The organism is Dyadobacter sp. SRI_021 (assembly GCF_057586235.1).
This window is the reverse complement of the sequence record NZ_JBYCZM010000006.1, coordinates 242,691-266,763: the sequence shown is the minus strand read 5'-3', so window position 1 is coordinate 266,763 and position 24,073 is coordinate 242,691. Positions and strand designations below refer to the sequence as shown.

Sequence of the window (24,073 nt, the reverse complement as noted above, 5' to 3'; positions counted from 1 at the left end):
ATTAGCGATTAAAAGTCCAGATTCAGGCCCAGCACAAACGTTCTCGGCCGCGGGTAGAGGTTGTAATCGATACCGCCGTTGATCTCGGGATCGAGGCCTTTGTATTGGGTCACCACAAACACATTCTGGCAGGTCGCATTGATCCGCAGGTTCATCCGGTTGCCCAGCACACGGCCTGCGTTGTAGCCTATACCCACGTTGTCCATGCGCAGGAAGGACGCGTTCTGAACATAATAATCCGACTGGTAACGGTTGTTGAAGAAGTTGGTATTATAAATGTCCGTGGTGCTGTTGCCGAGGATGTTGTTCGGGTTCAGGATATTCCTTCTCACACCGAAGTTCGAAGCCACGTTGTTGTACATGTAGTTGCCAATGTTCGCACGCAGAATGGTGCTCAGACTCCATTTATCGTAGGTAAGCTGCGTATTGAAACCCAGCATCACTTTCGGGAAAGGCGATTTGTAGCGATACTGATCCTTTTGATTGATCGCGCCATCGCCGTTCAAATCTGCATAAACACCTTCCAGCGGTTTACCCTCCTGATCGTACACCTGCTTGAAAACGTAATACGAAAAGGTATTATAGTTGACCGAATGGATCTGAATACTCTGCCCGGTCCCTCCGGTAATGCCGCCGGTCTGGTTACCCGCAAATTCCGGATCGCTCACGGCCGTCAGGTTCGTAATCTTGTTATTGTTATAGGTAACATTGAACCCCGCATTCCAGCTCAACTTTCCGGTAGCGATCGGCGTGCCGTTGACGGCGAACTCGATCCCCTTGTTTTCGATGTTACCGACGTTGGTCAGGATCTGGTTGCTGAAATTCGAGCCGATGGGAATAGGCACTGTGTTCAGCAGGTTTTTCGTCTTTTTGTAATACACATCCAGACTACCCGAAAGGCGGTTGTTGAAGAACCCGAAATCCAGGCCCGCATTGGCCGTTGCCGTCTGTTCCCATTTGATATTCTGGTCGTACGCAGCCGGGGCGGTCATATTGTAGAAGGTATTTCCAAACTGGTACTGTGAAGCATTGGAGCTCACCGAGTAGATACCCAGGTAGGAATAATTGGCAATACCGTCCTGGTTACCGGTAATCCCGTAGCTAAGCCGGAGTTTAAGGTCGCTCATTGCGCTCACCGGCTTCATGAAGCCCTCCCGGTTGATGCGCCAGGTCAATGCCACCGACGGGAATACCCCCCAACGGTTTTCAGGCGAGAAGCGCGATGAACCGTCGGTCCGGATCGAGCCCGCGAGAATGTACTTGTCGTCGAACGTGTAAATCAGCCTTCCGTAGTACGAAATGAGTGTATTTTCAGGGATATCGTATGCAAATTTCGGCTGCGAACCTTCCACAATTTCGCCGTTTGCGCTGAAATTGGGATAAAAGTAATTTTTGGTCGCATTGTTGTAATAGCCATAACCAGCCGTAGCGCTCACGTTACTTTTAATACTTTTTAGATCCTTTGCGTAGCTGAGGTAAAACTCGGCGACCTTGTTATTTACCTTTTGCAAATACTTGTTATTCTGCCCTTTGGTCGTAAAATTCTGCGCAGCATACTCCGGCACGAATGTCGTTCCGCTGCCTTTTGAAATATCGTAGCCGAGGTTCAGGTTCGCATGCAGGTCGGGCAGGAAATGGAATTTGTAATCGAACTGTGCATTCCCGAAGCTTCGGTTCACGGTCCCGTTATTATCCTGCTGACGAATCAGCGCCACAGGGTTTCTCGGCGCATTCGGGTTGAGCGTCGCCTTGCCGGCGTCGTCTTTCGTCACCCATTCGAAATACCCGCCAAACGGGCTCGATTCGTCCATGACTGCCTGGGTAGGGTCAAACTGCACCGCATTGATGATCGCGCCCTGATTCGCAAAATGCGACTTCGTTTGCGCCCCTTTCAGGTTCAGGTCGATTTTGAGGTGTTTGTTGAAGAAGCGCGGGCTGATATTGATCGAAGCCGACGGCCGCTGCATTTTGTCGGTGATCAGGATCCCGTTTTGGAGCAAATACCCCAATGAAACCCGATAAGGCATGCTTTTCAATGCACCCGAAATGCTCAGGTTGTTGTCGGTACTGATGCCGGTACGGTAAATTTCATCCTGCCAGTCGGTTTTGGCCGAACCTAGCAATGCTTTCTGGGCATCGGTGCCGTTCGTTTCCACATAAGTCCTGAACTCGTCGGCGCTGAGAGCGTCCACCGTTTTGATAATTTTTGAAACAGCCAGTTGCGTATTGAAATTGATCACCGGCGTGCCGCTCTGGCCCTTTTTGGTGGTGATCAGGATAACGCCGTTGGATGCGCGCGAGCCGTAAATGGCCGTTGCCGAGGCGTCTTTAAGTACCGTAAAGGTTTCAATGTCGTTCGGGTTGATGAGGCTGAGCGGGTTTGGTGCACCGCTGAGGCTGCTTCCGCTCAATGGAACGCCGTCGATGACGATCAGCGGGTCGTTACTTGCATTCAGCGACGCCCCTCCGCGGATGCGGATCGTGCTGCCCGAGCCGGGCTGTCCGTTGTTGGACGTGATCGACACCCCCGCTACCTTTCCAACGATCAGCTGCTCGGGGCTCTGGATATTACCTTGCTGGAAATCCTTGGACGAAATGCTGGTGATCGAGCCTGTAAGCTCCTGCTTTTTCTGCGTACCGTACCCAATCACGACCACCTCCGACAGTTCTTTCGTGTTATCGGCCAGCGTAACGTTAATAACGGATTCGGTGCCGACGGCTACTTCCTTCACCAGCTTGCCCACAAAACTGAATACAAGCGTGGCATTAGCCGGCACATTGGAGAGGGAATACTTGCCTGTTTCGTCGGTCTGGGTACCGAGCGCGCTGTTCTTGACCACGACCGTAACACCGGGTAACACCGAGCCATCATGCGCGTCGGTCACTTTTCCGCTGACCGTGCCTTGCGCCATGAGCGCGACATTCCCGAGCAGAAGCAGAAGGGCAAAACAGACTGTCTTTTGATAAAGCTGTTTCATCGTAAAGGGATAAAATGTGATTGATTGCTTTCGAACACTTCGAGATGCCAATCGGATTAATCCAATTATTTATCGAAATATTTCCTGGCAAAACTATCCCCTTTCGAACCCGCTGTCGTTCCACTTCCCGTTTTCAGCGTTTTTTTTGAATACAGGGCTTCAATTCATTATAAACAATTCATTTACAATGAATTAAATACATTGTTACGAGCCCCACTTTATAAAATGGCACTTATTTTTCTGATAATTTAAACCCAAAAAAGTCAATTATTCCTCGGGACGGCTCGCATTGTAGTAGTCGCGCGGGGTCTGTCCGGTAATTTTTTTGAACGACCGGTTGAACGCCGTTTTGGAGTTGAAGCCCACCTCGTAGGCGATGCTCAGCAGGGTATAGTTTTTGAATTTAGGATTATCGACCCGCTTTTTGAAATCCTCGATCCGGTAGGAGTTGATGAAATCGAAGAAGTTCTTTTCAAAGCCGTCGTTGATCACCCGCGACAAGGTGTGCTGCGACAGTTTCAGCTTCCCTGCCAGCTCGCTCAGCGTCAGTTTCGGGTTGGTGAACGGCTTTTCTTTGGCCATATATTCCTCTACCTGCCGTTTCAGATCGGTAATATCCTCGGGCTGTTCCGGCTTCTTATCCGCAACGCTCTCCTGCCCTTCCGTTTCCTCCGTGCTCGCGCCGACATCGAAAATCGACCGCGGTTGGGGGGATATTTTAAAGATTTCGGGCTGGTGAATCGCAAAGTATCCTACGAAATAGGTAATGGTTGAAAATGCGAGCCAGATCGCATCCACACTACCCTCTACAATTTGCGTAACATCGAAGTCAAAGCAATAACCGAGGCCAAGCATCAGGAAAAGGAAATACCATAGTCCCAGGCAGAGCGCCTGGATAAACAGCACCGTATTGAGGTAATGCAGGTTCTGTTCGTACGAAAAATGGCTTTGGTACTGCTCGCGGTAAAAGCGGAAAGTCCTGCGGAAGAGGAACCAGAAATAGGTATTCCAGCCCAGGGCAAGCAGGCCCGTTCCGAGAAACACCCCGAACAGGCTCCGGTCGCGTACGAGAAATAACAAATGCAGCTCCCTGTCGCTGATCAGGAAAAACGGCAGATACACGAAGCATTGCAGCAGCACCGGCAAAAAGAGCACAACCTGCCGGAATGGCTTGACCGATTGATTGAAAAGCAGCCTTTGAAGGTAAAAATAGAACGCCGGCACATACAGGAAGAGAATGAAATCCGGCATGAGCAGGATTTTCCCGAACGCCTGCGCCGCCTCCCGATAACCGCCGATCGTCCGCAACAGGATCATCAGCGACGCCACGCCGATCGTGATCACCAGCCAGCGGTTGGCCGGCCGGTTGTAATTCTGCATAGAGGGGATCGCGATAATCAGCAGAATACCCTGAAAAACCGAGAATAGCAGCAGCAGATCATACAAAGAATAAAAATGGAACGACGCCGAAAGGTCTTCCCAACCGTCTATTTCAACATTGATCGACATGTGATCGACTTTCGAATCGCGGTAGATTGTCCGGTTCGGGCGCGCTTTACCGCTCTCCCGCCCTTCGATCGACTCCCAGCTCCCGCGCGTGAACTTATACTCGACCGGATCCTTGTCGGTGTAAATAGTAGTCCGGTAAGTCCCGTCGACATTCTTGTAAACCTTGTAAAGCGGATTCGCCGGCTCCCAGTCGTTGAAATTCCCCGAAATGAATATCTCCGCGTCGTGCGGGGTATTTTCGGGAAGTTTATTAATAATGAAGGTATATACGATTTTCTTTTCCCAGCCCGAAATACGGATCCTGATCAAATGCGGATCGGCTTCTTTCGATGCCTCATAAACCCGATCCGCAAGCGGGCTCCCTGAAGAATCGCCCTCGACCATCGTCCAGTTACCCTGCGTGATCTTGTATTCAAACCTTGCCGGAACTTTAGGAATATCGATGTAATACTTGCCGGCCTGGTCCTTCCTGAATTTGTAGTTCGGATCGCCCGGACTCCAGTTATTCAAATCCGAAGCGAGAAAAAGCGAGGAGGATGGGGAAATCAAGGGTGGAGACTCAATAATTTCAATCCGAAGCTGCGCAAAAGCAGCTCCGCACACCAGAGTCATGAGAGTGGCTAACAAAAGCTTATACATGCACAAATCAAAGCAAACATTCGCTAAAAAACTATCTGCCCCGATCTTGCCGGGCCCGATAGCCCCGCCACGCGTTTCGGGAACAGCTCGCGTCAGACTGCATTTGCAGGTATCCGCGTCCGCGAAGCCGGTGAAATATGCCCACTTCAGGGAAGAATCGGGAGACAGGATGAGGTCGGCACCTGAAAGTCCGTACCGTAAAGTATGTCGGGCATCCGTCCAGCTATGAAAATTCTTAAATTAAAGCCAATTCTTCCCGCGCCGTCCCTTTCCTTCCTACACTGTCGGACGGTCGTTTAACCCAATCGTAGAACCGGATTTATTTAACCTAAATTGAAAAATAAAATGAATGCGAACAAAGCAAGACGTCCATTCCTGCCACGTTCCTGAAAGCGACAATTCGCCGCTAGGATGGTAGGTTTCGAATGGCCTGTTCTCATTTGTGAAAACAATCTGAACAACAGGCCTATTTCAATTGCAGCCCCTGAACGACACCGATCACGCTGTCGGGATAGACGCCCAACCATATCAGCGCGAAAGTGAGAATGGAGAGGACGGCCATGCTGATTCCCAGAAAAACGGGATATTGGGCCGAAGGGTCCGGCAGCAGATCCCGAGTACCAGCGAACAGCGTTGTCACCACCCGGAGGTAGTAATACAGCCCGACCACACTGCTCAATACCAACACAACGGCAAGCAGCCAGAATCCCTGCCCGACACCGGTTGTGAGCACATAGAATTTCCCCGTAAAGCCCGCCGTGAGCGGAATGCCCGCCAGGGAAAACATGGCGATGCTTAGTATGCTCGCCAGTGCGGGGTGCTTCCAGAACAATGCCTTGTAACGTCCCAGGTCATCAGCATCGGATTCCGAATCGGACAGAATGGTAATGACGCCGAATGCGGCAAAAGTGGTGATAAAATAAGTAAGCAGATAAAAGCTGACCGCCTGCGGTACCACGGCGCTGCCCGGAATAAAGGCTACCAACAAATACCCCAGGTGTGCGATGGAGGAATAGGCGAGCAGCCGCTTGATATTTTTCTGCCTCAATCCCAGCAGGTTACCTGCCACCATCGACGCAATGGCAATGATAATTACGACCATCTGCAGCGGCTCGGAGCGGAAACCGTCGATGGCGATGAAAAAGCGCAGCATGGCCGCCACGACCCCGCCTTTGGAGGCGGTGGCAATAAATGCCGTAACAGGCACCGGCGCGCCCTGGTACACATCGGCCGTCCACATATGAAACGGCACTACGGCCAACTTGAAACCCAGCCCCACCAGCATCAGGCCCAGCCCGGTAATCAGCAACGGCGGTACGCTAACGGCAGCAACCACACCGGCCATCCCCGCAAACGACATCGTACCCGTTTGCAAATACACCAGGGCCATTCCGAAAAGCAGGAAAGCCGATGAAAACGCCGCCAGTACAAGGTATTTGATCCCCGCCTCAATGCTATGGTTCCGCGTGCGCAGATAGGCAATGAGCGCGTACAAGCCGATGGTGAGGATTTCGAGCCCGAGGAAAAGCGATACGAAATGCTCGCTCAGCGCCAGCACGCACGCGCCCAGCGTACACAGGAAAAGCAGCACATAATATTCTTTCGGCCCTTCCTCTTTTTCCTGAAAATAGATGTAGGAGAATACGTTGACCACCAATCCCGAAAAAATGATTAGCCCGGTCATGAAGGCGCCGAAACTATCAATCATAAACAGTGAACCTACCTCATAAGGAAACATTCCGCGGATATTGAGCAGGCAAAAAAATGCTACTACAAAAAGCAGCAGGCTCACCAGCTGGATGATCCGGTGGCTCAGCCGCGCTACGATCAGCAACATCACCAGAACCGATGCGCCAGCCAGCACCATGAGCGGCATCAGCGCGGAAAAATCGTTATTTGACATAAGACTGATGATGAGAAGCCGTACTATGAACATCCATAAACCGGATCAGCTCCGTGATCGCGGGCCGGGCCGTGTTGATCACCGGCTGCGGAAACAACCCGAGCCATACCACTGATACCGTGAGTGCCGCCATGATCAGCATTTCCCTGAATGAAAAATCGGGAACGGCTTCCATTGTCCTGCGCGGGCCCAGGAATATCTTGCCTACAATGCGCAATGAGTACACGGCTGAGAATATCAGCCCGGAGGCCGCGGCAACGGTGATCCACGGCTGCGCCTGGAAAACGCCGAGCAAGATCAGAAATTCGGCCACGAAGTTGCCCAGGCCCGGTAAACCGAGCGAGGCCATGGCAAATAACAGTCCGATCGTGCCCATTTGGGGCATAGGTCCCCAGAGCCCGCCCATTTGTCCGATATCGCGGGTATGCAGCCGCTCCTTAATCATCCCGGCCAACAAAAACAATGCACCCGTGCTCAGGGCGTGGGTTACCAACTGCATCACTACTCCTTGCAAGGCCAATTCGTTTAATGCGAAAATTCCTGTGATGACAAAACCCATATGACTCACGCTCGTAAATGCCACGAGCCGTTTTAAATCGGTCTGCGAATAGGCCATTACAGCCCCGTAAACAATACCCGCCACGCCCAGCACCATCGCCGGAACAGCCACGTCGGTCACTACTTCGGGGAATATGGGGACTACAAACCGCAGCATGCCGTAAGCCCCGGTTTTCAACAGCAATCCTGCCAGAATGAGACTTCCGGCAGTAGGTGCTTCCCCGTGCGCGTCGGGCAGCCAGGTATGGAATGGGAATACAGGCAGCTTGACTGCAAAGGCGATCATAAACCCCGACATCAGCCAGAAAGCGGTTTTGAATGGAATTACCGTTTCAACGAGCTCAAAATACCCGAACGTGTAAACACCTGTGTCGCGGCCGTGGATGAAATACAGGCCCAATATGGCCAGGAGCATCAGCAGCCCGCTCGCCTGCGTGAAAATGAAGAATTTATACGCGGCATACACCCTGTTTTCACTACCCCATATACCAATCAGAAAATACATCGGGATGAGCATTACCTCCCAGAAAAAGTAGAACAGGAACAGATCCATGGCCATGAATACCCCCGCCACACCGGCCAGGATCCAGAGCAGGTTGAAGTAGTAAAAGCCGGTCCTCTCCCGGATTTCATCCCACGAACAGAGAACGGCCAGCACACCCAGGAAAAAGGTTAATGCGAGTAAGAGCAAGCTCAGCCCGTCGACCGCCAGGTGAAAGGTTATGCCAAAAGAAGGGATCCATTCTTTGCGGAAATCCATGAGCCATTGGCCGTCCGTCACCGAATGCGGCAAGGTATTGGCCCAAAGGAACATGACCAGCAGCAGCCCTGCGGCACTGGCCAGCAATGCGATCCAGCGCGGTAGGTGCCTGTTCCACTCTCCCGCGATCACCGCCGCCACAGCGCCGGCCATTAAAACCGTGATCAAAAGTACCAGTGTCATAGCATTATCTGAATACCCAGGATGAGAATTGCACCAACCACCAGACCCATGATATACCACCGGAGTGATCCGGATTGCGTTCTTGAAAGCACCTTGTACATCTCCCCGGTCGCAGCAGCAATGCCAGTGTACAGCCGGTCGGTAACATCCGACTTATTGATTTTGGAAATGAAAATAAATGGCTTTACCAGCAAGCGGTCGTACAGGGCGTCAAAACCCCAGCCCGAGAACCAGAACCGGTAAAGGCTTGCCAGCAAGCCGTTCCTGCGAAGGCTTTCAATGCGTGCAGGCTGCTGGTAGTAATAGTGGTATCCGAGAAATACACCACCCAGTGTAGCCAGCGCCGCCAAAAGCTGAAACAACCATTCCGAAGGGATGTCGGCCTGCATAACCGTCTCCGGCAATACCGGGCGCAGTAAATCCGAGAAAAGGGTAAAATGCCCGAAATTATGCGGCAGCTCGATAAATCCGGCGAAAATCGAAAATACCGCTAGTATAACGAGAGGCATAGTCATGCGTTTGCCCGGCAGATGCCCGACCGGCGTGTGTGCTTCGCCCCAGAATGTCAGGATCATCATGCGTGTGGTGTAGGCAGCGGTGATCAATGCACCACACAGGGCAACCATCCAAAGCACCGGGCTCCCGCCGTTGGCCGTCCAGGAATACCAGAGAATCTGGTCCTTACTGTAAAACCCGGCACTAATGAGCGGCACCGCGGCCAGGGACAGCGCACCCGCCAGGAATGTCCAGAAAACCACCGGCATTTTGTCTTTCAATCCCCCCATTTTAAACATATTATGTTCGTGGTGAAGCGATTCTATAATGGCTCCCGCAGCGAGAAAGAGTAATGCTTTAAAAAATGCATGGACCATAAAATGGAATATCGCCGCCGTCCAGGCGCCTACACCCAGTGCGAGGAACATATAGCCGATCTGACTGATGGTCGAATAAGCCAGTACCCGCTTGATGTCGTACTGGGTAAGGGCCGTGAGTCCGGCGAGCAACAGGGTCGCCGCTCCGACGACGGCAATCACCAGACGGGCGGTTTCCGAGAGGGCGAATATCGCATGCATACGCGCTACCAGGTACACCCCCGCGGTCACCATCGTGGCCGCGTGAATGAGCGCGCTCACGGGAGAGGGCCCCGCCATCGCGTCTGGCAGCCAGGTTTGCAGCGGCAGCTGGGCCGATTTGCCAAGTCCGCCGGCCAACAGCAACAGCGCAGTAACCGTTATGACGGTACTATTGGGTTGCCAGATTGTGGCAGCATTGGCATCAATGTCGGAAATAACCAGGGTACCGGCCTGTTGGAAGATCATGAATAGTCCAATCGCCATGGCTGCATCGCCGATGCGGGTAACGGTGAATGCCTTACGTGCCGCATTCCCGTTGGAAGGCTGTTCATACCAGAAGCCGATCAGCAGGTAGCTGCAAAGCCCCACCCCTTCCCAGCCCAGGTACATCAGCAAAAGATTGTCGGCCAGCACCAGTACCAGCATCGAAAACACAAACAGATTCATGCTGGCGAAGAAACGGGCGTAATCCCGGTCCGCTTCCATGAATGCCGTGGAATAGATGTGGATCAGCGCGCCGATAAAGGTGATGACAAATACAAAAACCAGGGACAGGACATCGAGCGTGAGGGTAATCTTCGCGCTGAACGCTCCCACCTCGAACCACGTCCACAAAGTTTGTGTGTATACAGCGCTTGCCGGCATACCGGCCATAAATGCCCCCCCGACAATGAAGGTCACCAAAGCGGAAAGGCAGATGCTGCCCGCTCCAACCAGCGCCACCGACGAGCGCGAAAACCGTTTTCCTGCCAATGCGAGGATCAGAAATCCGCCGAGCGGAAGGGCGGGTATGAGCCACAGATACTTGTCCATGAGCTTTCAGTTTGCGGGCTGCTCACCCATTCATTTCTTTTAGATTGTCGATATCCAGCGATTTGTGCTGATGGTAGATTTGCAGGATCAGCGCCAGGCCGATGGACACCTCGGCGGCCGCCATGGCCAGAATGAACACGAACATCACCTGGCCATCGGGCTGCCCCCACCGGGAACCTGCGGCCACAAATGCCAGCCCCGATGCATTAAGCATGATCTCGACCGACAGGAGCATGAAAATGATATTCTTCCGGATGATCACCCCGACGATCCCCAATGCAAATAGCAAGCCCGCCAGCAATACTACCACTTCGGCTGAAACAGTTGTTTTCATAGCACAGCTTCTTCGTGTTTCTCTTCTTCTTTTTCCTTTTCCTCCTGCAAAAACCGGTGCAGCACCAGTTTCTTGTGGCGGCCGATATGCGCGGCGCCCACCACCGCGGCCATGAGCAGCATCGCTGCCAGTTCCACGCCGATCAGGTATTCGCGGTACAATGACACCGCCAGTTCACGCGGACTTACCACCGCCGGGCTGTAAGTATCCTGTCCGGACGATAAAACGAGCGCCAGAAATTCGGCGAACAATACGGCAGCCAACACCGTAGGTCCCATCCATATTTTGGGTTTCAGCCACTTTCGCTCCTGCCCGGCCGTCTCCTCTCCCAGGTTCAGCAGCATGACTACGAAAATAAATAGCACCATGATCGCCCCCGCGTAAATGATGATTTCCAGCAATGCCGCAAACGATGCACCGAGTAGGTAAAAAAGCATAGCATGCGCCAGCAGCGACACATTCAGGTATAAGAGCGCGTGAACGGGGTTATGCCGCGTGATGACCATCAGTGTGGCTACCAGGGCAACGGTACCGGCGATATAGAAAGCGATTTCCATAGTTTTACGGGATTAAACTGCGTATATCCACCGGCGGCTCTTCGTTCGCGCCTTCCCCTTTGCCCTTCACACCTGCGGCAAGGCCTGCCACTTTGTAGTAGTTGTAACCCGGGTATTTCCCCTGGCTGTCGATCAGCAAGTCCTCTTTTTCATACACCAGGTTCTGCCGGTTGTATTCGCCCATTTCAAAATCAGGCGTGAGCTGAATCGCGTACGTGGGGCAGGCTTCCTCGCAGTAGCCGCAGAAAATACATCTCGAAAAATTGATCCTGAAAAATGCGGGATACCTTCTGCCATTCTCGTCCTCGGTGGCCTGCAACGAGATGCAGTCGACCGGGCAGGCCGCCGCGCAAAGGTAGCAGCCTACGCAGCGCTCGCCCCCGTCGGGATCCCGCGTGAGCACGATCCGCCCCCGCCAGCGCGGGTGCAGCACCACTTTTTCTTCCGGATATTGGATAGTCTCGCGCTTCCTGAACATGTGCAGGAAAATGAGACCGATCGATCTGAGTAAGCTGATCATGACGCATTGGGTTAATGGTTAGTTTTTCAGCAAGGTAATTCCACCGGTGACGAGTAGATTGAGCAGGGCAATGGGCAGGATGATTTTCCAGCCGTATTCCATCAGCTGATCATACCGGGGACGTGGAAGCGAAGCCCGCAGCAGAATAAAGAAAATGATAAAAACGAACGTTTTGAGCGTAAACCATACCACCGGCGGCAAAACCGGCCCAAGCCATCCTCCGAAGAAAACAGTGACTACCATCGCGGAAATCAGGATGATACCCAGGTATTCCCCGATGAAAAACATGCCGAATTTCATACCTGAATACTCCGAGTGAAAGCCCGCCACCAGCTCGCTTTCCGCTTCGGGAATATCAAAAGGCAGCCTGTGCGTTTCGGCTATTCCGGCTGTTAGAAAAAGCACAAATGCCACTGGCTGCGTTACCACAAACCAAAGGTCCTTTTGCGCCATCACAATGTCTGTCAGCCGGAATGAACCCGAAAGCATCACCACACCCATCAGAGAAAGTCCCATGAAAACTTCATAGCTGATCATCTGCGAAGCCCCGCGCAAGGCGCCCAGCAGCGAGTATTTGTTGTTGGAAGCCCAGCCGCCGAGTACAATGCTGTACACGCCCAGCGACGACATCGCGAGGAAGAACAACAATCCGATGTCCAGGTCGGCCACCAGAATGTCCGGCGCAAATGGAACTACCACAAAACTCAGCAATACAGCCGCGGCCACAATGGCCGGGGCAAAAACAAAAACGGCTTTTTCGGCAAACGGCGGTATCCAGTCTTCCTTGAAAAACAGCTTGATCGTGTCGGCTACGACAATAAACAAACCGAATGGCCCTGCCCGGTTCGGACCATAACGGTCCTGCCAGAGCGCCAGCATCCGGCGCTCCAACCAGATCAGCCAGGCTGCGATCGTCGTCAGCGTGAACAGGATGATGACGATCATCAAAGTATATTTCAGGATCTCGTTCATAAGGCTGTGTTGGTTAGGACGCCTTTCGCAGGCCATGTGATACCCGATAGCGACGGCAGATTGTACGGCAGCCCCGCCAGTCCTTCCGGCAACTCATTTTTCAGGATTACCGGCAGATCAAAAACCTGGTCGCCGATACGCATTCTTAAAATAGCTCCCTCGGCGGTATGGAGGCGTTCGGCATCCAGGCTGTTCAGGGCAAGGTAGGGGCGCGGAGCCCGACCTTCCACCGACGGTGAGAGTACGCTAAGCTCGTCGGAACCGAAAATGTGCGCTAGCGGTACCAATGCCATTTCATTCTCCCGCCGCTCAAACGCAGGCGGAATAGTGCTTTGAAAACCATTTGAAAAGTGAATTCCTCCACCTAACAATCGGACGCCCGGATCCCCCCCGCGTAATGGTCCGCCGGCTTCGCTCTGGTACTTGTGGACCGATTGGCCCGAGTTCCAGCCCGGTGACCAGTAAAAGGGTGTCAAAGGGGCGGGCGGCATCCCGCGGTAGCCTTCCATGGTAAATGAGAGCGGCGAATCGGTATCCTCCGGCGGCTTGGGCTCACTCACCGCCACATGGGCCAGCATGGCCGTGCGGCCGCTGAACCGGTGCGGTTCCCGGGGAATGCGCTGGCCATTAATCCGGAAATCGGACAGCGGCGCTGCCGTTTCCGCTCCCTTGAATTGCGGCATGGCGTGCACGAGTTCTTCCAGCAGACTATCCAGTTCCCGCAGCTCGTCGGGTTTCGTGCCATCCCGGAATTGCCGGAACTCGTCGAGCCAGCGCCAGCTTTCCCGGATATGTTCGTTTTTAGGCATAAAAACTTGAAAAAACCGCTGCGCACGCTCCTCATTATTGACGAGCGTGCCCTCTCCTTCCGCAAAAGTGGCCGTCGGGATCAGCACCGTTGCCATACGGGCGGTGTCGTTTTCCAGGTGGTCGAGTACAATCGTGTTTTTAAATGCATTCAAAAACCGGTCGACCTCAGACCGTTCCGCCCGGCGGTACAAATCATTTTCCAGAATGACCGCCGTGGCGAAATTGCCGGTCTCCGCAGCTTTCATCGCCATGGCCAGCGACGGTGCCTGCATCATCGCAAGCCCCGCGGAATTGCATTCGGGCATTACAAAACACAATGCGGCTTTCTTCTCCCCTTTTTCCAATGCCTGCCCGATCTGATAGGCGGCCTGAATAATGTCTTCATTAAAAAGCGATGTACCTGAAACGATCAGCGGCCTTGCCGCCCTTTTCAGCAGATCCGCCATGCGCCTGGCCGATTCCAGTGCCCAGGCATTCATTCCTTGCGGCTCGGGCGCGCTGTCATCCATGTAATGGGCAATAGCAAAACCCAAACGTGCAATATCTTCCGGCGCGGCATGAAGCGTACCCGACGCTACTTCGTCAAGTTTGGTATTGACAGGATATGCCATGAAAAGTTCTCCCTTTTCATCCTGAATCATCTCCCGCACCGCCGCGTCGTTCCAAAGCGGGATGTTGGCCCCGGTTATTTTTTCGAGCGGTTTGGTACGCACAGCCTGCCTTAATGCCAGTGCAAGCCGCGGAGCTGAATTGGTTGGATCTTCACCCAGTACCAGCGTCACGTCGGCATATTCGGTTTCTTTCAGCGAGGGCGTATAAACGTGCCCGCTGTGCTGGATCGCCAGTATTTTACGGAGCAGCCTGGCTTCGTTTTCGGGAATGCCCTGGTAAAAATTGGCTTCTCCCACCAGCTGCCGCAATGCGTAATTCGCTTCCAGTGAGGCCCGCGGCGAGCCTATGCCGATCAGCCGGCCTTCGGTCAGAATGCTGCTCAGAGTTTCGAACAGGTTTCGGCCTTCCTTTTCCGAGCGGATAACCGGCTGCCTTACCCTCCCAGGATCATTGACAAACTCGTAGCCGTACCGGCCGCGGTCACAAATAAAATAACCGTTGACAGCGCCGTTGAACCGGTTGGTTATCTGCCGGAGTGCGCCATACCGTTCACCGGCGATGATATTGCACCCCAGGCTGCAATGCTGGCAGATGGACGGAGCCATGGTCATGTCCCATTTGCGGGTATAATGCTCCCGCAGGGTCTTATCGGTAAAAACGCCCGTGGGACAAACTTCCGCCAAGTTACCGCTGAATTCATTTTCAAGCACACCATCTTTTTCCCTTCCAAAATAGATATGGTTATGCGCTGCAAATACGTCCAGGTCTTTTCCTCCTGCATAATCCTTGTAAAACCGCACGCAGCGGTAGCACTGGATGCAGCGGTTCATTTCGTGGTGCAGGAATGGCCCCAAGTACTGGTTCTGGTAAGTCCTTTTCGGGAATCTGAAACGCCGGTAAGCATGGCCCGTCATAACCGTCATATCCTGCAAATGGCACGAACCGCCCTCGTCGCATACCGCGCAGTCGTGCGGGTGATTGCTCATGAGCCATTCGATATTTTGTGACCGGAAATCGTGCGCGACGGTGTCATTTACGGACACGTACATATTATCCCGCACACCTTCCATACAGGCCATCATGAGGCGGCCGGTCTTGTCATTTTCGTCCTTGAAAAGCTTGACGGCGCACTGGCGGCACGCTCCTACCGAGCCCATTGCGGGGTGCCAGCAGAAATACGGCAGGTCAAGGCCTAGCGTGAGGCACGTTTCGAGCAGGTTTTTACCCGGCTTTACGTCATAAGGCTTCTGATCGATGTAAATGCGTACCATGATAGTTTACCGCCAGGGGCATTTTTTTTGATCGATATGCTTTTCAAAATCCTCTCTGAAATATTTCAATGCGCTTTGCAGCGGCTCCATCGCACCGGGTGCCAGCGCGCAGAACGTATTGCCTGGCCCCAAAAACCTTGTGTGTGTTTCAAGCAGTTGCAAGTCTTCATGCCTGCCTTCGCCGCGTTCGATAGAGAGCAGAATCTTCTCCGTCCACGGTAATCCCTCCCGGCAGGGCGTACACCACCCGCACGATTCCTGTGCGAAGAAATGTTCGAGGTTATGGACAAATCCCACCGGACAGGTGTGGTCGTCGAGGATGATCATTGTGCCGGTCCCCAGTCTGCTTCCGGCCGCGGCTACGGATTTATAGTCGAGGTTGATATCCAGATGCTCCTCCACCAGAAAGTCCGTGGAAGCGCCTCCCGGCAATGCGCCTCTGAAACGATATCCATTAGCCATTCCGCCGGCGCAGTCCTCGATCAGCTCCCGCATGGAAACGCCCATCGGCAGCTCCCAGAGGCCGGGTCTTTTGACACGTCCGCTCACGCCGTAGATTTTCGTCCCGGCATCATTGCCTTTTCCCAGGCTTTTGAACCAATCCGGCCCATTATTGATGATGTGCGGGATATTGCAGAGCGTTTCGACATTGTTGACGATCGTCGGCTTGCCAAATAGCCCGCTTACCTGCGGGAAAGGCGGTTTGGCCCTCGGTGTGGCCCTTTTGCCTTCCAATGCATTAAGCAATGCGGTTTCCTCCCCGCAGATGTAGCGACCGACGCCCGTATGCAGGTGCATTTCCAGGTTGTAGCCCGTTCCCAGGATGTTTTTGCCCAGATAACCTGCCGCATAGGCTTCCCCAATAGCGTGCGTGAGCAGCCGGCCGGCCTTTTTGTAGGCCCAGCGCAGGAATATGTACGAAATGTTGGCCTGGATCGCGAAGGCCGAAATGATCATACCTTCGATGAGCTGGTGCGGGTTTCCCTCCATCAGCATCCGGTCTTTGAATGTACCGGGCTCCATTTCATCGGCATTCGCGATCAGGTATTTAACCGGATAATGCCCGTTCATCGGCACAAAGCTCCATTTCATACCTGTGTTGAAACCCGCTCCACCCCTGCCTTTCAGATCCGACGCCTGCACCGTGTTCGTAATCGACTCCGGCGACAGTGAAAGTGCCTTCCTCAATGCCTGATAGCCCCCGTTCTTTTCATAATCGCGGAGATTGTAACAGGGGCGATCGAAGCTGATATGCTGGGTGAGAGGCGTTTCCATGGCATCAGTGATATCGGTCCAGTATTTCGTCCAGGTTTTCTTCCGTCAAGTCGCGGAACAGCTCGTTGTTGATCATCAGCGCGGGCGCGTGGTCGCAGGTACCCAGGCAGGCATTAGGCAGGAGCGTGAACCGGCCGTCGGGGGTCGTTTGCCCGAAGCTAATGCCCAGCCTGGCTCGTATTTGCCCGTATATTTTTTCATAACCCATCACATAACAACTAATGCTGTCGCAAAGCAGAATGATATTTCTGCCGACGGGCCTTCTGAAAACGAGGTTGTAAAAAGTAGCCACGCTGTCGAGCTCTTCCGACGATATTTCCAGGTAACCGGCAATGGCTTGCAGGCTGTTGTCGGAGATCCATCCGCGGTGGTGCTGCACGATTTTGAGCGCTTCAATAGCCGCCGCACGCCGCATAGGTACGAGCGCGATCTCATGGTCAATCTCCGCCATTTCTTCGGGTGTGAGTGTCTCCTGGGCGATCATGACAAAATAGTTTGTTGATTATCGGTCTATATCAGCCAAAACATAATCGATACTGCCGAGAATGGACAGCAGGTCGGCTACCGTGTAACCCTTACTGATATACGGAAGCATTTGCATGTGCGGAAACGACGGAGTCCGGATCCTGACGCGGTATGCCGACGTGCTTCCGTCGCTGGTCAGGTAATAACTGTTGGCGCCTTTGGTGGCCTCGATACAGCTCATGGCTTCGCCGGCGGGGATCACTGGTCCCCAGCTCACATTGAGGAAATGCGTAATGAGCGTCTCGATGTCCTGCATCGTGTTTTTCTTAATGGGCGGCGTCGTGAGCGGGTGGTCCGACTTGTAGGGCCCTTCCGGCATGTTGTTCAGGCACTGTTCGACGATTTTCAGGCTCTGCCACATTTCCTGCACCCGCACCAGTGCGCGGTCGTAACAGTCGCCGTTTTGGGCGGTAGGAATGTCGAAATCAAAGTTTTCGTAGCCCGAATAGGGTTGTTTTTTCCTAAAATCCCATTCAAATCCGCACGCGCGCAATCCCGGGCCGGTCACGCCCCATTCAATCGCTTCTTCGAGCGTGTAGATGCCAATGCCCACGGTGCGGGCCTGGAAAATGCTGTTACGCATCACCATCTGGTCGTATTCGCGGAGCCGTTTGGGAAAGTAATTCACAAAATCGCGTACCAGCTTATCCCAGCCCACTGGCAGATCCTGGGCCACGCCGCCGATGCGAAACCAGTTGGGGTGCATTCTCGCGCCGCAAATGGCTTCAATTATATCGAATATCTTTTCCCGGTCGGTAAACATGTAAAATACCGGCGAGAGCTGCCCGAGGTCCTGGGCAAATGTACCGTACCACACCAGGTGGCTGGCAATGCGGAACAATTCACAGAGCATTACCCGTATCACTTCGACGCGCGGCGGTACCCGGATGCCCGCCAGCTTTTCCACTGCGAGCAGATAGGCCAGGTTGTTCATCACGCCACCCAGGTAGTCCACCCGGTCGGTATAGGGTATGTAGGTGTGCCAGGACTGTCGTTCACCCATTTTCTCGGCCCCGCGGTGATGGAAGCCGATATCAGGTACAGCGTCGACGATGTCCTCGCCGTCGAGCTGCAAAATAATGCGGAGCACGCCGTGCGTGCCGGGGTGCTGCGGCCCGAGGTTCAGGAACATGAAGTCGGCATCTTCACTATGCCTTTTCAAACCCCATTCTTCGGGATTGAATTGCAATGCTTCCTGCTCCCGGTCCTGCTTTTCCTCCCATAGCCGGAAGGGGCCCATTTCGGTCGCGCGGGCGGGATGTTCTTTTCTCAAAGGGTGCCCGTTCCAGGTTAACGGCATCAATATACGTCGCAGGTGCGGATGGCCTTCAAACCGTATTCCGAACATATCGAAGACCTCCCTTTCGTACCAGTTCGCATTTTTCCAAAGGGCGCAAACCGACGGCAGGGACGGGTACTCGCCGTGCAAGGCTACTTTGATGCGGATAAACCGGTTCCTGCCGAATGAGAGCAGATGGTAAATAACTGTAAAATCCGGCGGTACAGACCCATTCAGCGCCGCCTTTGCCCTGCTGCGCTCGTCAATGGCGCTGAGGTCGAAAAGCATGCTGAATGGCTGGGGTATCCCCGTTTTCAGGTGCATCAGCATGGCTACTACCTGCTCTTTTTTGACGCGCAGCGTAGTAACCCCGTCCGTGTTTATTTCAATTTTAAAAGCTGATTCGCCCAATGCGGCCCTCAGCGCATCTTCAAGACCGGAATCGATATCTTCCATGTCAAACAGTGTCAGGCGTACGAAAATCAACGACCTTTTTTCTCTCCTCTTGCTTTTCCACGCGCATTACAGGCTTTTCGGGCCTGATAACGCCCTGAGGACCAATCGCCCAGCTCAATGGCCTCTGCTCCTTCCCTACCGATTCGGATAGCAGCATCAGTCCTTGCATAAACGCGTCCGGCCGCGGTGGGCAGCCCGGTACATACACGTCCACGGGAAGGAATTTATCTACACCCTGTACCACACTGTAGATATCGTACATCCCGCCCGAATTGGCGCACGAACCCATGGAAATCACCCATTTGGGCTCCATCATCTGCTCGTGCAGCCGCTTGATAATCGGCGCCATTTTCACGAAAACGGTGCCGGCGATCACCATCACATCGGCTTCCCGGGGCGTTCCCCGGATTACCTCCGCGCCGAATCTCGCCACGTCATATTTGCTCGTAATGCTGGTGGCCATCTCCACGAAACAGCATGACAGGCCGAAATGGAACGGCCACATGGAGTTTCGCCGGCCCCACGCCAGCAGGTCCTGGACAGTCGTGAGCATGACGCTCTGCCCCACAGCCTCTTCGAATGAACCCGTTCCCTGCGTCGCCGCCGTAGGATCGGACGGTTTACTTAGCCACCAGTTCATGGTATGCCTGCCCTTTGGGCATTTTGCGGTAAGCTTTGAGGATTTTCTTCCCGTCGGGCCCGAAGTTCAATGCACCGATGCTCCATTCGTAGATCAGCACGGCGAACAGTAACCCTATAAAAACACAAATGCCGAGGTACCCTGGCCACCCGAGTTCACGGAATGCCAGGGCCCACAGCACGATAAATACCACCTCGATATCGAAAATGACAAACATCATCGCGATCAGATAGAACTGCGCCGAGAAGCGCAGCCGCGCGGAGCCCGTTTCGAGAATCCCCGATTCATAGGGCTGCCCGGACGCCGCTGTACGATGCCGTTGACCGAGAAAGTAAGAAAGCGAAATAATCAATGTCAGTAATGCAAAAACCAGTAAAGTATATAGCCAAAATGGCCATCCTGGCGTGCCAGACGCATTAAAACGATCCATAAGCAATCCAATTTAGAAAACGTGAACAGCAGAAGAACTGTATTCTCTCAGATTGGCGTGATAAAATGGGTAAGATGTTGGAAGTGAAGAAATGCTCAGATGCCCGTGATGTAATGTTTCAGGTTGTCGATCACGTATTCCTGATCCTCGATGATGAATTTGACTACGTCTCCAATGGAAATGATACCTGTGAGTTGTTCGTCGTCGATAACCGGGAGATGCCTGATAAATTTGTCGGTCATGCAAGCCATGCAGTCTTCAATAGTTGTATCCGAGGATACCGTCAGGGGATTACTTGTCATGATTTCCCCTACCAATAAATCTTTAGAGGCCTTACCTCTCAGGATAACTTTACGTGCGTAATCCCTTTCTGTGAAGATTCCAACGACCCGTTGCTGCTCCATTACCAGCAACGCGCCGATGTTTTTTTCAGCCATCAGTTCCAGAGCTTCGAAAACAGTGTTGTCCGGCCGAATAGACACTGGTCCTGTCTTCTTTGTTTCGAGAATATTTCTGACTTTCCCCATAATTAACTCCCGCCTCCTAACGGATTCAGCGATAAATTTTGGTTAACATAAATATATTTACCAAATCATTAAAAAGCTAATATTCAAGCATTTTTTTATATTTTTTCACGAATACGCTTACTCGCTCCAGACGGCCAGCACGTTACCGTCCGGATCGGCAAAATGGAACCTTCTGCCGCCCGGGAAGGAGAAAATATCGACGGTAATGGTGCCTCCGGCAGCAATGACTTTGCCTTTTACCCGTTCCAGATCTTTGGTGTGCAGTACCACCAGCGGGTTCCCTCCGGCCGCCTCCTCCTCATTCCGGTGAAAGCCGCCGGATAGCGCGCCGTCTTCGAAAGCAGTGTAATCGTCACCGTAGTCGGTAAAGGTCCAGCCGAAAGCATTGGCGTAGAACGCCTTGATGACTTCAATTCGCTTGCAGTAAAATTCGATGTAATTGATGGATATCTGGCTCATGGTTTTTGGAATTTTGGTGAAGACCTGTTTTTACAAATGTATCATAGTGATCCGCTTCGATAAACAAATTGGGATTGGTTGTTAATTTGCACGCCAAGACTTCAATATGTTAGCAGACAGAACATTCATCCAACAATGAGAGTAGCGAACTGGAAAGACAAAAATCTGGTGGTAAGCATCCTCACCGATGCATTTTTGGATAACAAGAGCGTCAACTATCTGATCCCTGGCGACCGCAAGCACAAAAACAGGGTTAGAGCTCTGATGGATTACTCTTTCAAGGTTTGTTATTCCTCCGGCAAAGTCCTGATATCCGACGACGACAGTGCCGTAGCCCTGGTCAGCTTCCCTGAAAACAAGAAGACCACCTTGAGGGGATTGCTATGGGAAGCCGGTCTGGTATGGAATGGGATCGGGTTGGCGAATGTTTCAAAGGCTATGGACCGCGAGAAAAAGATTGCCGCGAACTATCCGGAACACCCCATCTATTACCTCTGGTTTCTGGCCGTTGACAAGAACCGTCAGGGACGCGGCATCGGAACCGGCTTTCTGAATGAGATCAGGGCCGACGCCGCTAAAATGGACCGCCCGATTTATCTGGAAACCTCTACCGTCAGGAACCTTCCGTTTTACGAACGTGTGGGACTGGTCGAATACGGCCAACTGGACTTTGGGTACACGCTGTATCTGATAGCTGGCTGATTGCAGTCAGTAATCCATATTTTTCGCTTCAAAAGGGTATTCAGGAGTGCTTTTCAGCTCTTTAAGGTAATTCCTAAACATTACAACCTTAAAAATCATGGAAAAGAAGCAAGCCGATCCTTCACGCCTGACCAGGCGCGAGATGCTCGGCATTACCGGTATGGCGGGTTTGACCGCTTTTACGGGCCTCAAATCCGAAGCTGCTCCGCGTTCCGTGCAGGCCAAACCCCGCATCGCCTGCCTCGTCACCTATTGGGGCGCTACCAGGTCCCACGCAGACTGGATCATCGCGAAGCTCATGGACGGTTACTGGTGGCAGGGCGCCCACACGCCTTCGGGAATCGAGGTGGTGTCGGTTTACATTCACCAGTTCGACACCAGCCTGCTGGGCCGGAAAGTGTGTAAATCCAAAAACATCCCGATCTTCAAAACCGTCGGTGAGGCCGTTACCCTGGGCGGGAAGGATCTCGCGGTCGATGGCGTGGTGATCGTCGGTGAACATGGTGATTACGCGACCACGCTCAAAGGCCAGTGGATGCTGCCGCGCTGGTGGATTTACCAGCAGGTGATCCGGGTTTTCGAGCAGAGCAAGCGTTCGGTACCTGTTTTTAATGACAAACACCTTTCATACAGCTGGGATGAAGCCAAATGGATGTTCGACAAATCCCGCGAGCTGAATTTCCCGCTGACCGGCGGCTCATCCATTCCGGTCCACTACCGCAAACCCGACATCGAAATCGATATCGACACCCCTATCAAAGCGTCGGTGATGCTCGGCGGCGCGCCGGACGAGGGTGCACTCTTCCATTGCGTCGACGTATTGCAGGCTTTTGTAGAACGCCGGAAGGGCGGCGAGACAGGCGTAAAATCGGTGCAATGCATCCGCGGGCCGGAAACCTGGAAATGGACGGAAAAGAATCCCTGGGCGGCGAAGCTCCTTGAATCCGTTCGCGCCAATATGAACCTCAAACCCGGACATTTTCAGGCTATCGAAAAACCGAATGTCTGCATCGTCGAATATAACGATGGCACGAAAGCAGCCATTTATAATGCCAGGGATGTCGGCTGGACCTACGCTGCCGCGATCCAGGGGCATAAAGAGCCCACGATCATTTCGATGCTCGAATGGCCGGGGCCGTTTTCCCAATACCACGCCTCCAACTCACAACCTCATTGGATCGTGCAAACAATGGTTACCAAAAAGGAACCTTTCAATGCGGAGCGGTTGCTGTTGTCGACGGGTATTACCGCATTCAATATGGAATCCAACTGGCAGAACGGCGTCTACTCGCCTGTCGGCCGCCGCATCGAAACGCCATTCATGAACATGACCTATCGCTCGACGCGCGGCGCCCAGTTCAACAAAGGCGAGCGGCCACCGAACGTACCGTATATGCGGGGGTTTGCGGAATAATTTTGAATGAGCCGGCGTGGAACGGGGAATGATCGAATAAAATGCCGTTAGGCATGTAATGTCGGTAGCAAATGCATGTTTAAGTTCCATTGAAAATGCCCCTGGGCATGTAACAACCGGGCATATGGCTAGCGCTAATACTTTGCTGTTGCATCCCTGACGGGATTTTTTAACAATTAACCTGTCAATCGCCACTAATGTTATATTTATATCGCTACGCGATTTGTCCTTCAAGAATATGGTCGCTCATTATCCAATAAATCAACCATAAAAACTTATATTTGTGTACCAAAAAAAGTACACAATGGCAATTATAGAAACGACTAGCAGGCAGTTCAGGGAAAGACAAAAAGACTTCTTTGAGATGGCCGACAAAGGAGAGAAAATAGTCATCAGAAGAGGGCGCAAGCAAACTTATGTGCTTACCCCTGTCTCCGAAGATGATCTCTATTTCTCCCCTGAAATGATCCAACGCATAAAAGACGCGCAACAAGAGATCCGGGAAGGCAAGTCTACCGTAATCAAGACTAAAGAAGAACTTGACGCATTTTTTGAAAATCTGTGATATACACCATTGTTTTTTCAGACAAAGCAAAAGAAGATTTGCAGTTCCTGAAAAGATCTGAACCACAGGCCTATAAAAAAGCAAAACTGTTAATAGAAGAACTAGCGGAGCATCCTAAGACAGGACGTGGAAAACCGCAACTCAAAAAGCATAACCTCGCAGGATTGTATGCAAGGAAGATAACCGATAAGCATAGACTCCTGTATTCAGTTGACGACCATACCGTCACAGTAGACATTATTTCATCCAGAGGTCATTACGACGATAAATAGTGCATGATGTTTTTGTACTTTCTTGCAATTCGACCCT

Annotated in this window: 21 protein-coding genes; 4 read left to right on the top strand and 17 right to left on the bottom strand. The window is 52.6% G+C overall.

Annotation, left to right across the window (positions count from 1 at the left end; translation table 11 throughout):
- Nucleotides 1-8 precede the first annotated feature (8 nt).
- The 17 genes from AC2YIT_RS20065 to AC2YIT_RS19985 form a co-directional block, all read right to left on the bottom strand.
- Nucleotides 9-2,978 carry a SusC/RagA family TonB-linked outer membrane protein gene (locus tag AC2YIT_RS20065; protein WP_487280350.1) on the bottom strand — a complete coding sequence of 990 codons (2,970 nt, stop codon included), beginning with the start codon at nucleotides 2,976-2,978 and terminating at the stop codon, nucleotides 9-11.
- Between the two features lie 267 nt (nucleotides 2,979-3,245).
- Nucleotides 3,246-5,036, bottom strand: coding sequence for a helix-turn-helix domain-containing protein (locus AC2YIT_RS20060; RefSeq protein WP_487280349.1), 1,791 nt, complete (start codon nucleotides 5,034-5,036; stop codon nucleotides 3,246-3,248).
- 556 nt (nucleotides 5,037-5,592) lie between these two features.
- On the bottom strand, nucleotides 5,593-7,029 hold the full coding sequence (locus AC2YIT_RS20055) for an NADH-quinone oxidoreductase subunit N (protein ID WP_487280348.1): 1,437 nt from the start codon (nucleotides 7,027-7,029) through the stop codon (nucleotides 5,593-5,595).
- Nucleotides 7,019-8,530, bottom strand: coding sequence for a complex I subunit 4 family protein (locus tag AC2YIT_RS20050; RefSeq protein WP_487280347.1), 1,512 nt, complete (start codon nucleotides 8,528-8,530; stop codon nucleotides 7,019-7,021). Before AC2YIT_RS20050 ends, AC2YIT_RS20055 begins: the two co-directional genes overlap by 11 nt.
- Nucleotides 8,527-10,416 carry an NADH-quinone oxidoreductase subunit L gene (gene nuoL / locus AC2YIT_RS20045; RefSeq protein WP_487280346.1) on the bottom strand — a complete coding sequence of 630 codons (1,890 nt, stop codon included), beginning with the start codon at nucleotides 10,414-10,416 and terminating at the stop codon, nucleotides 8,527-8,529. The genes AC2YIT_RS20050 and nuoL overlap by 4 nt, the downstream gene beginning before the upstream one ends.
- A 22-nt stretch (nucleotides 10,417-10,438) precedes the next feature.
- A complete protein-coding gene (gene nuoK, locus AC2YIT_RS20040) occupies nucleotides 10,439-10,750 on the bottom strand; it encodes an NADH-quinone oxidoreductase subunit NuoK (protein WP_487280345.1) in 312 nt (103 codons plus the stop codon).
- The gene (gene nuoJ, locus AC2YIT_RS20035) at nucleotides 10,747-11,307 is read right to left on the bottom strand and encodes an NADH-quinone oxidoreductase subunit J (protein ID WP_487280344.1); all 561 of its coding nucleotides are present in this window, start codon (nucleotides 11,305-11,307) and stop codon (nucleotides 10,747-10,749) included. The genes nuoK and nuoJ overlap by 4 nt, the downstream gene beginning before the upstream one ends.
- 4 nt (nucleotides 11,308-11,311) lie before the next feature.
- Complete coding sequence (gene nuoI / locus AC2YIT_RS20030; RefSeq protein ID WP_090383672.1) at nucleotides 11,312-11,827, bottom strand: NADH-quinone oxidoreductase subunit NuoI; 516 nt, start codon at nucleotides 11,825-11,827, stop codon at nucleotides 11,312-11,314.
- 18 nt (nucleotides 11,828-11,845) lie between these two features.
- Nucleotides 11,846-12,799, bottom strand: a complete 954-nt coding sequence (gene nuoH / locus AC2YIT_RS20025; protein ID WP_430849497.1) for an NADH-quinone oxidoreductase subunit NuoH — start codon at nucleotides 12,797-12,799, stop codon at nucleotides 11,846-11,848.
- The gene (nuoG, locus tag AC2YIT_RS20020; RefSeq protein WP_487280343.1) at nucleotides 12,796-15,492 is read right to left on the bottom strand and encodes an NADH-quinone oxidoreductase subunit NuoG; all 2,697 of its coding nucleotides are present in this window, start codon (nucleotides 15,490-15,492) and stop codon (nucleotides 12,796-12,798) included. Before nuoG ends, nuoH begins: the two co-directional genes overlap by 4 nt.
- A gap of 6 nt (nucleotides 15,493-15,498) precedes the next feature.
- Nucleotides 15,499-16,767 (bottom strand): NADH-quinone oxidoreductase subunit NuoF, encoded by a 1,269-nt coding sequence (nuoF, locus tag AC2YIT_RS20015; protein WP_487280342.1) that lies wholly within the window; start codon nucleotides 16,765-16,767, stop codon nucleotides 15,499-15,501.
- A 4-nt stretch (nucleotides 16,768-16,771) separates the two neighbouring features.
- Nucleotides 16,772-17,251, bottom strand: a complete 480-nt coding sequence (nuoE, locus tag AC2YIT_RS20010) for an NADH-quinone oxidoreductase subunit NuoE (RefSeq protein ID WP_487280341.1) — start codon at nucleotides 17,249-17,251, stop codon at nucleotides 16,772-16,774.
- A gap of 18 nt (nucleotides 17,252-17,269) precedes the next feature.
- Nucleotides 17,270-19,027: an NADH-quinone oxidoreductase subunit C/D gene (gene nuoC, locus AC2YIT_RS20005; RefSeq protein ID WP_487280340.1), complete on the bottom strand. Its 1,758-nt coding sequence runs from the start codon at nucleotides 19,025-19,027 to the stop codon at nucleotides 17,270-17,272.
- Nucleotide 19,028: 1 nt separating this feature from the next.
- Complete coding sequence (locus tag AC2YIT_RS20000; protein WP_487280339.1) at nucleotides 19,029-19,667, bottom strand: NADH-quinone oxidoreductase subunit B; 639 nt, start codon at nucleotides 19,665-19,667, stop codon at nucleotides 19,029-19,031.
- The gene (locus tag AC2YIT_RS19995) at nucleotides 19,648-20,097 is read right to left on the bottom strand and encodes an NADH-quinone oxidoreductase subunit A (RefSeq protein WP_430849509.1); all 450 of its coding nucleotides are present in this window, start codon (nucleotides 20,095-20,097) and stop codon (nucleotides 19,648-19,650) included. Before AC2YIT_RS19995 ends, AC2YIT_RS20000 begins: the two co-directional genes overlap by 20 nt.
- Before the next feature lie 95 nt (nucleotides 20,098-20,192).
- Entirely contained in the window at nucleotides 20,193-20,624 is a 432-nt protein-coding gene (locus AC2YIT_RS19990; RefSeq protein ID WP_223407401.1) for a CBS domain-containing protein, read from the bottom strand.
- A 117-nt stretch (nucleotides 20,625-20,741) separates the two neighbouring features.
- Nucleotides 20,742-21,083: a VOC family protein gene (locus tag AC2YIT_RS19985; RefSeq protein WP_487280338.1), complete on the bottom strand. Its 342-nt coding sequence runs from the start codon at nucleotides 21,081-21,083 to the stop codon at nucleotides 20,742-20,744.
- A 135-nt stretch (nucleotides 21,084-21,218) separates the two neighbouring features.
- On the opposite strand from AC2YIT_RS19985, the gene AC2YIT_RS19980 reads away from it, so the two are divergent.
- The 4 genes from AC2YIT_RS19980 to AC2YIT_RS19965 all read left to right on the top strand — a co-directional run bounded on the left by AC2YIT_RS19980 (nucleotide 21,219) and on the right by AC2YIT_RS19965 (nucleotide 24,036).
- Nucleotides 21,219-21,785 carry a GNAT family N-acetyltransferase gene (locus AC2YIT_RS19980; protein WP_487280337.1) on the top strand — a complete coding sequence of 189 codons (567 nt, stop codon included), beginning with the start codon at nucleotides 21,219-21,221 and terminating at the stop codon, nucleotides 21,783-21,785.
- Nucleotides 21,786-21,882: 97 nt separating this feature from the next.
- Complete coding sequence (locus tag AC2YIT_RS19975; RefSeq protein ID WP_487280336.1) at nucleotides 21,883-23,199, top strand: hypothetical protein; 1,317 nt, start codon at nucleotides 21,883-21,885, stop codon at nucleotides 23,197-23,199.
- Nucleotides 23,200-23,503: 304 nt separating this feature from the next.
- A complete protein-coding gene (locus AC2YIT_RS19970; protein WP_106594710.1) occupies nucleotides 23,504-23,764 on the top strand; it encodes a hypothetical protein in 261 nt (86 codons plus the stop codon).
- Nucleotides 23,761-24,036, top strand: coding sequence for a Txe/YoeB family addiction module toxin (locus AC2YIT_RS19965; RefSeq protein WP_211302207.1), 276 nt, complete (start codon nucleotides 23,761-23,763; stop codon nucleotides 24,034-24,036). Before AC2YIT_RS19970 ends, AC2YIT_RS19965 begins: the two co-directional genes overlap by 4 nt.
- Nucleotides 24,037-24,073: the final 37 nt, after the last annotated feature.

What these genes read in the sequence shown, in the direction of transcription:
- AC2YIT_RS20065 (WP_487280350.1), bottom strand. Translation starts at nt 2,978, where the DNA reads ATGAAACAGCTTTATCAAAAGACAGTCTGTTTTGCCCTTCTGCTTCTG.
- AC2YIT_RS20055 (WP_487280348.1), bottom strand. Translation starts at nt 7,029, where the DNA reads ATGTCAAATAACGATTTTTCCGCGCTGATGCCGCTCATGGTGCTGGCT.
- AC2YIT_RS20050 (WP_487280347.1), bottom strand. Translation starts at nt 8,530, where the DNA reads ATGACACTGGTACTTTTGATCACGGTTTTAATGGCCGGCGCTGTGGCG.
- nuoL (WP_487280346.1), bottom strand. Translation starts at nt 10,416, where the DNA reads ATGGACAAGTATCTGTGGCTCATACCCGCCCTTCCGCTCGGCGGATTT.
- nuoK (WP_487280345.1), bottom strand. Translation starts at nt 10,750, where the DNA reads ATGAAAACAACTGTTTCAGCCGAAGTGGTAGTATTGCTGGCGGGCTTG.
- nuoJ (WP_487280344.1), bottom strand. Translation starts at nt 11,307, where the DNA reads ATGGAAATCGCTTTCTATATCGCCGGTACCGTTGCCCTGGTAGCCACA.
- nuoI (WP_090383672.1), bottom strand. Translation starts at nt 11,827, where the DNA reads ATGATCAGCTTACTCAGATCGATCGGTCTCATTTTCCTGCACATGTTC.
- nuoH (WP_430849497.1), bottom strand. Translation starts at nt 12,799, where the DNA reads ATGAACGAGATCCTGAAATATACTTTGATGATCGTCATCATCCTGTTC.
- nuoG (WP_487280343.1), bottom strand. Translation starts at nt 15,492, where the DNA reads ATGGTACGCATTTACATCGATCAGAAGCCTTATGACGTAAAGCCGGGT.
- nuoF (WP_487280342.1), bottom strand. Translation starts at nt 16,767, where the DNA reads ATGGAAACGCCTCTCACCCAGCATATCAGCTTCGATCGCCCCTGTTAC.
- nuoE (WP_487280341.1), bottom strand. Translation starts at nt 17,251, where the DNA reads ATGATCGCCCAGGAGACACTCACACCCGAAGAAATGGCGGAGATTGAC.
- nuoC (WP_487280340.1), bottom strand. Translation starts at nt 19,027, where the DNA reads ATGGAAGATATCGATTCCGGTCTTGAAGATGCGCTGAGGGCCGCATTG.
- AC2YIT_RS20000 (WP_487280339.1), bottom strand. Translation starts at nt 19,667, where the DNA reads ATGAACTGGTGGCTAAGTAAACCGTCCGATCCTACGGCGGCGACGCAG.
- AC2YIT_RS19995 (WP_430849509.1), bottom strand. Translation starts at nt 20,097, where the DNA reads ATGGATCGTTTTAATGCGTCTGGCACGCCAGGATGGCCATTTTGGCTA.
- AC2YIT_RS19990 (WP_223407401.1), bottom strand. Translation starts at nt 20,624, where the DNA reads ATGGGGAAAGTCAGAAATATTCTCGAAACAAAGAAGACAGGACCAGTG.
- AC2YIT_RS19985 (WP_487280338.1), bottom strand. Translation starts at nt 21,083, where the DNA reads ATGAGCCAGATATCCATCAATTACATCGAATTTTACTGCAAGCGAATT.
- AC2YIT_RS19980 (WP_487280337.1), top strand. Translation starts at nt 21,219, where the DNA reads ATGAGAGTAGCGAACTGGAAAGACAAAAATCTGGTGGTAAGCATCCTC.
- AC2YIT_RS19975 (WP_487280336.1), top strand. Translation starts at nt 21,883, where the DNA reads ATGGAAAAGAAGCAAGCCGATCCTTCACGCCTGACCAGGCGCGAGATG.
- AC2YIT_RS19970 (WP_106594710.1), top strand. Translation starts at nt 23,504, where the DNA reads ATGGCAATTATAGAAACGACTAGCAGGCAGTTCAGGGAAAGACAAAAA.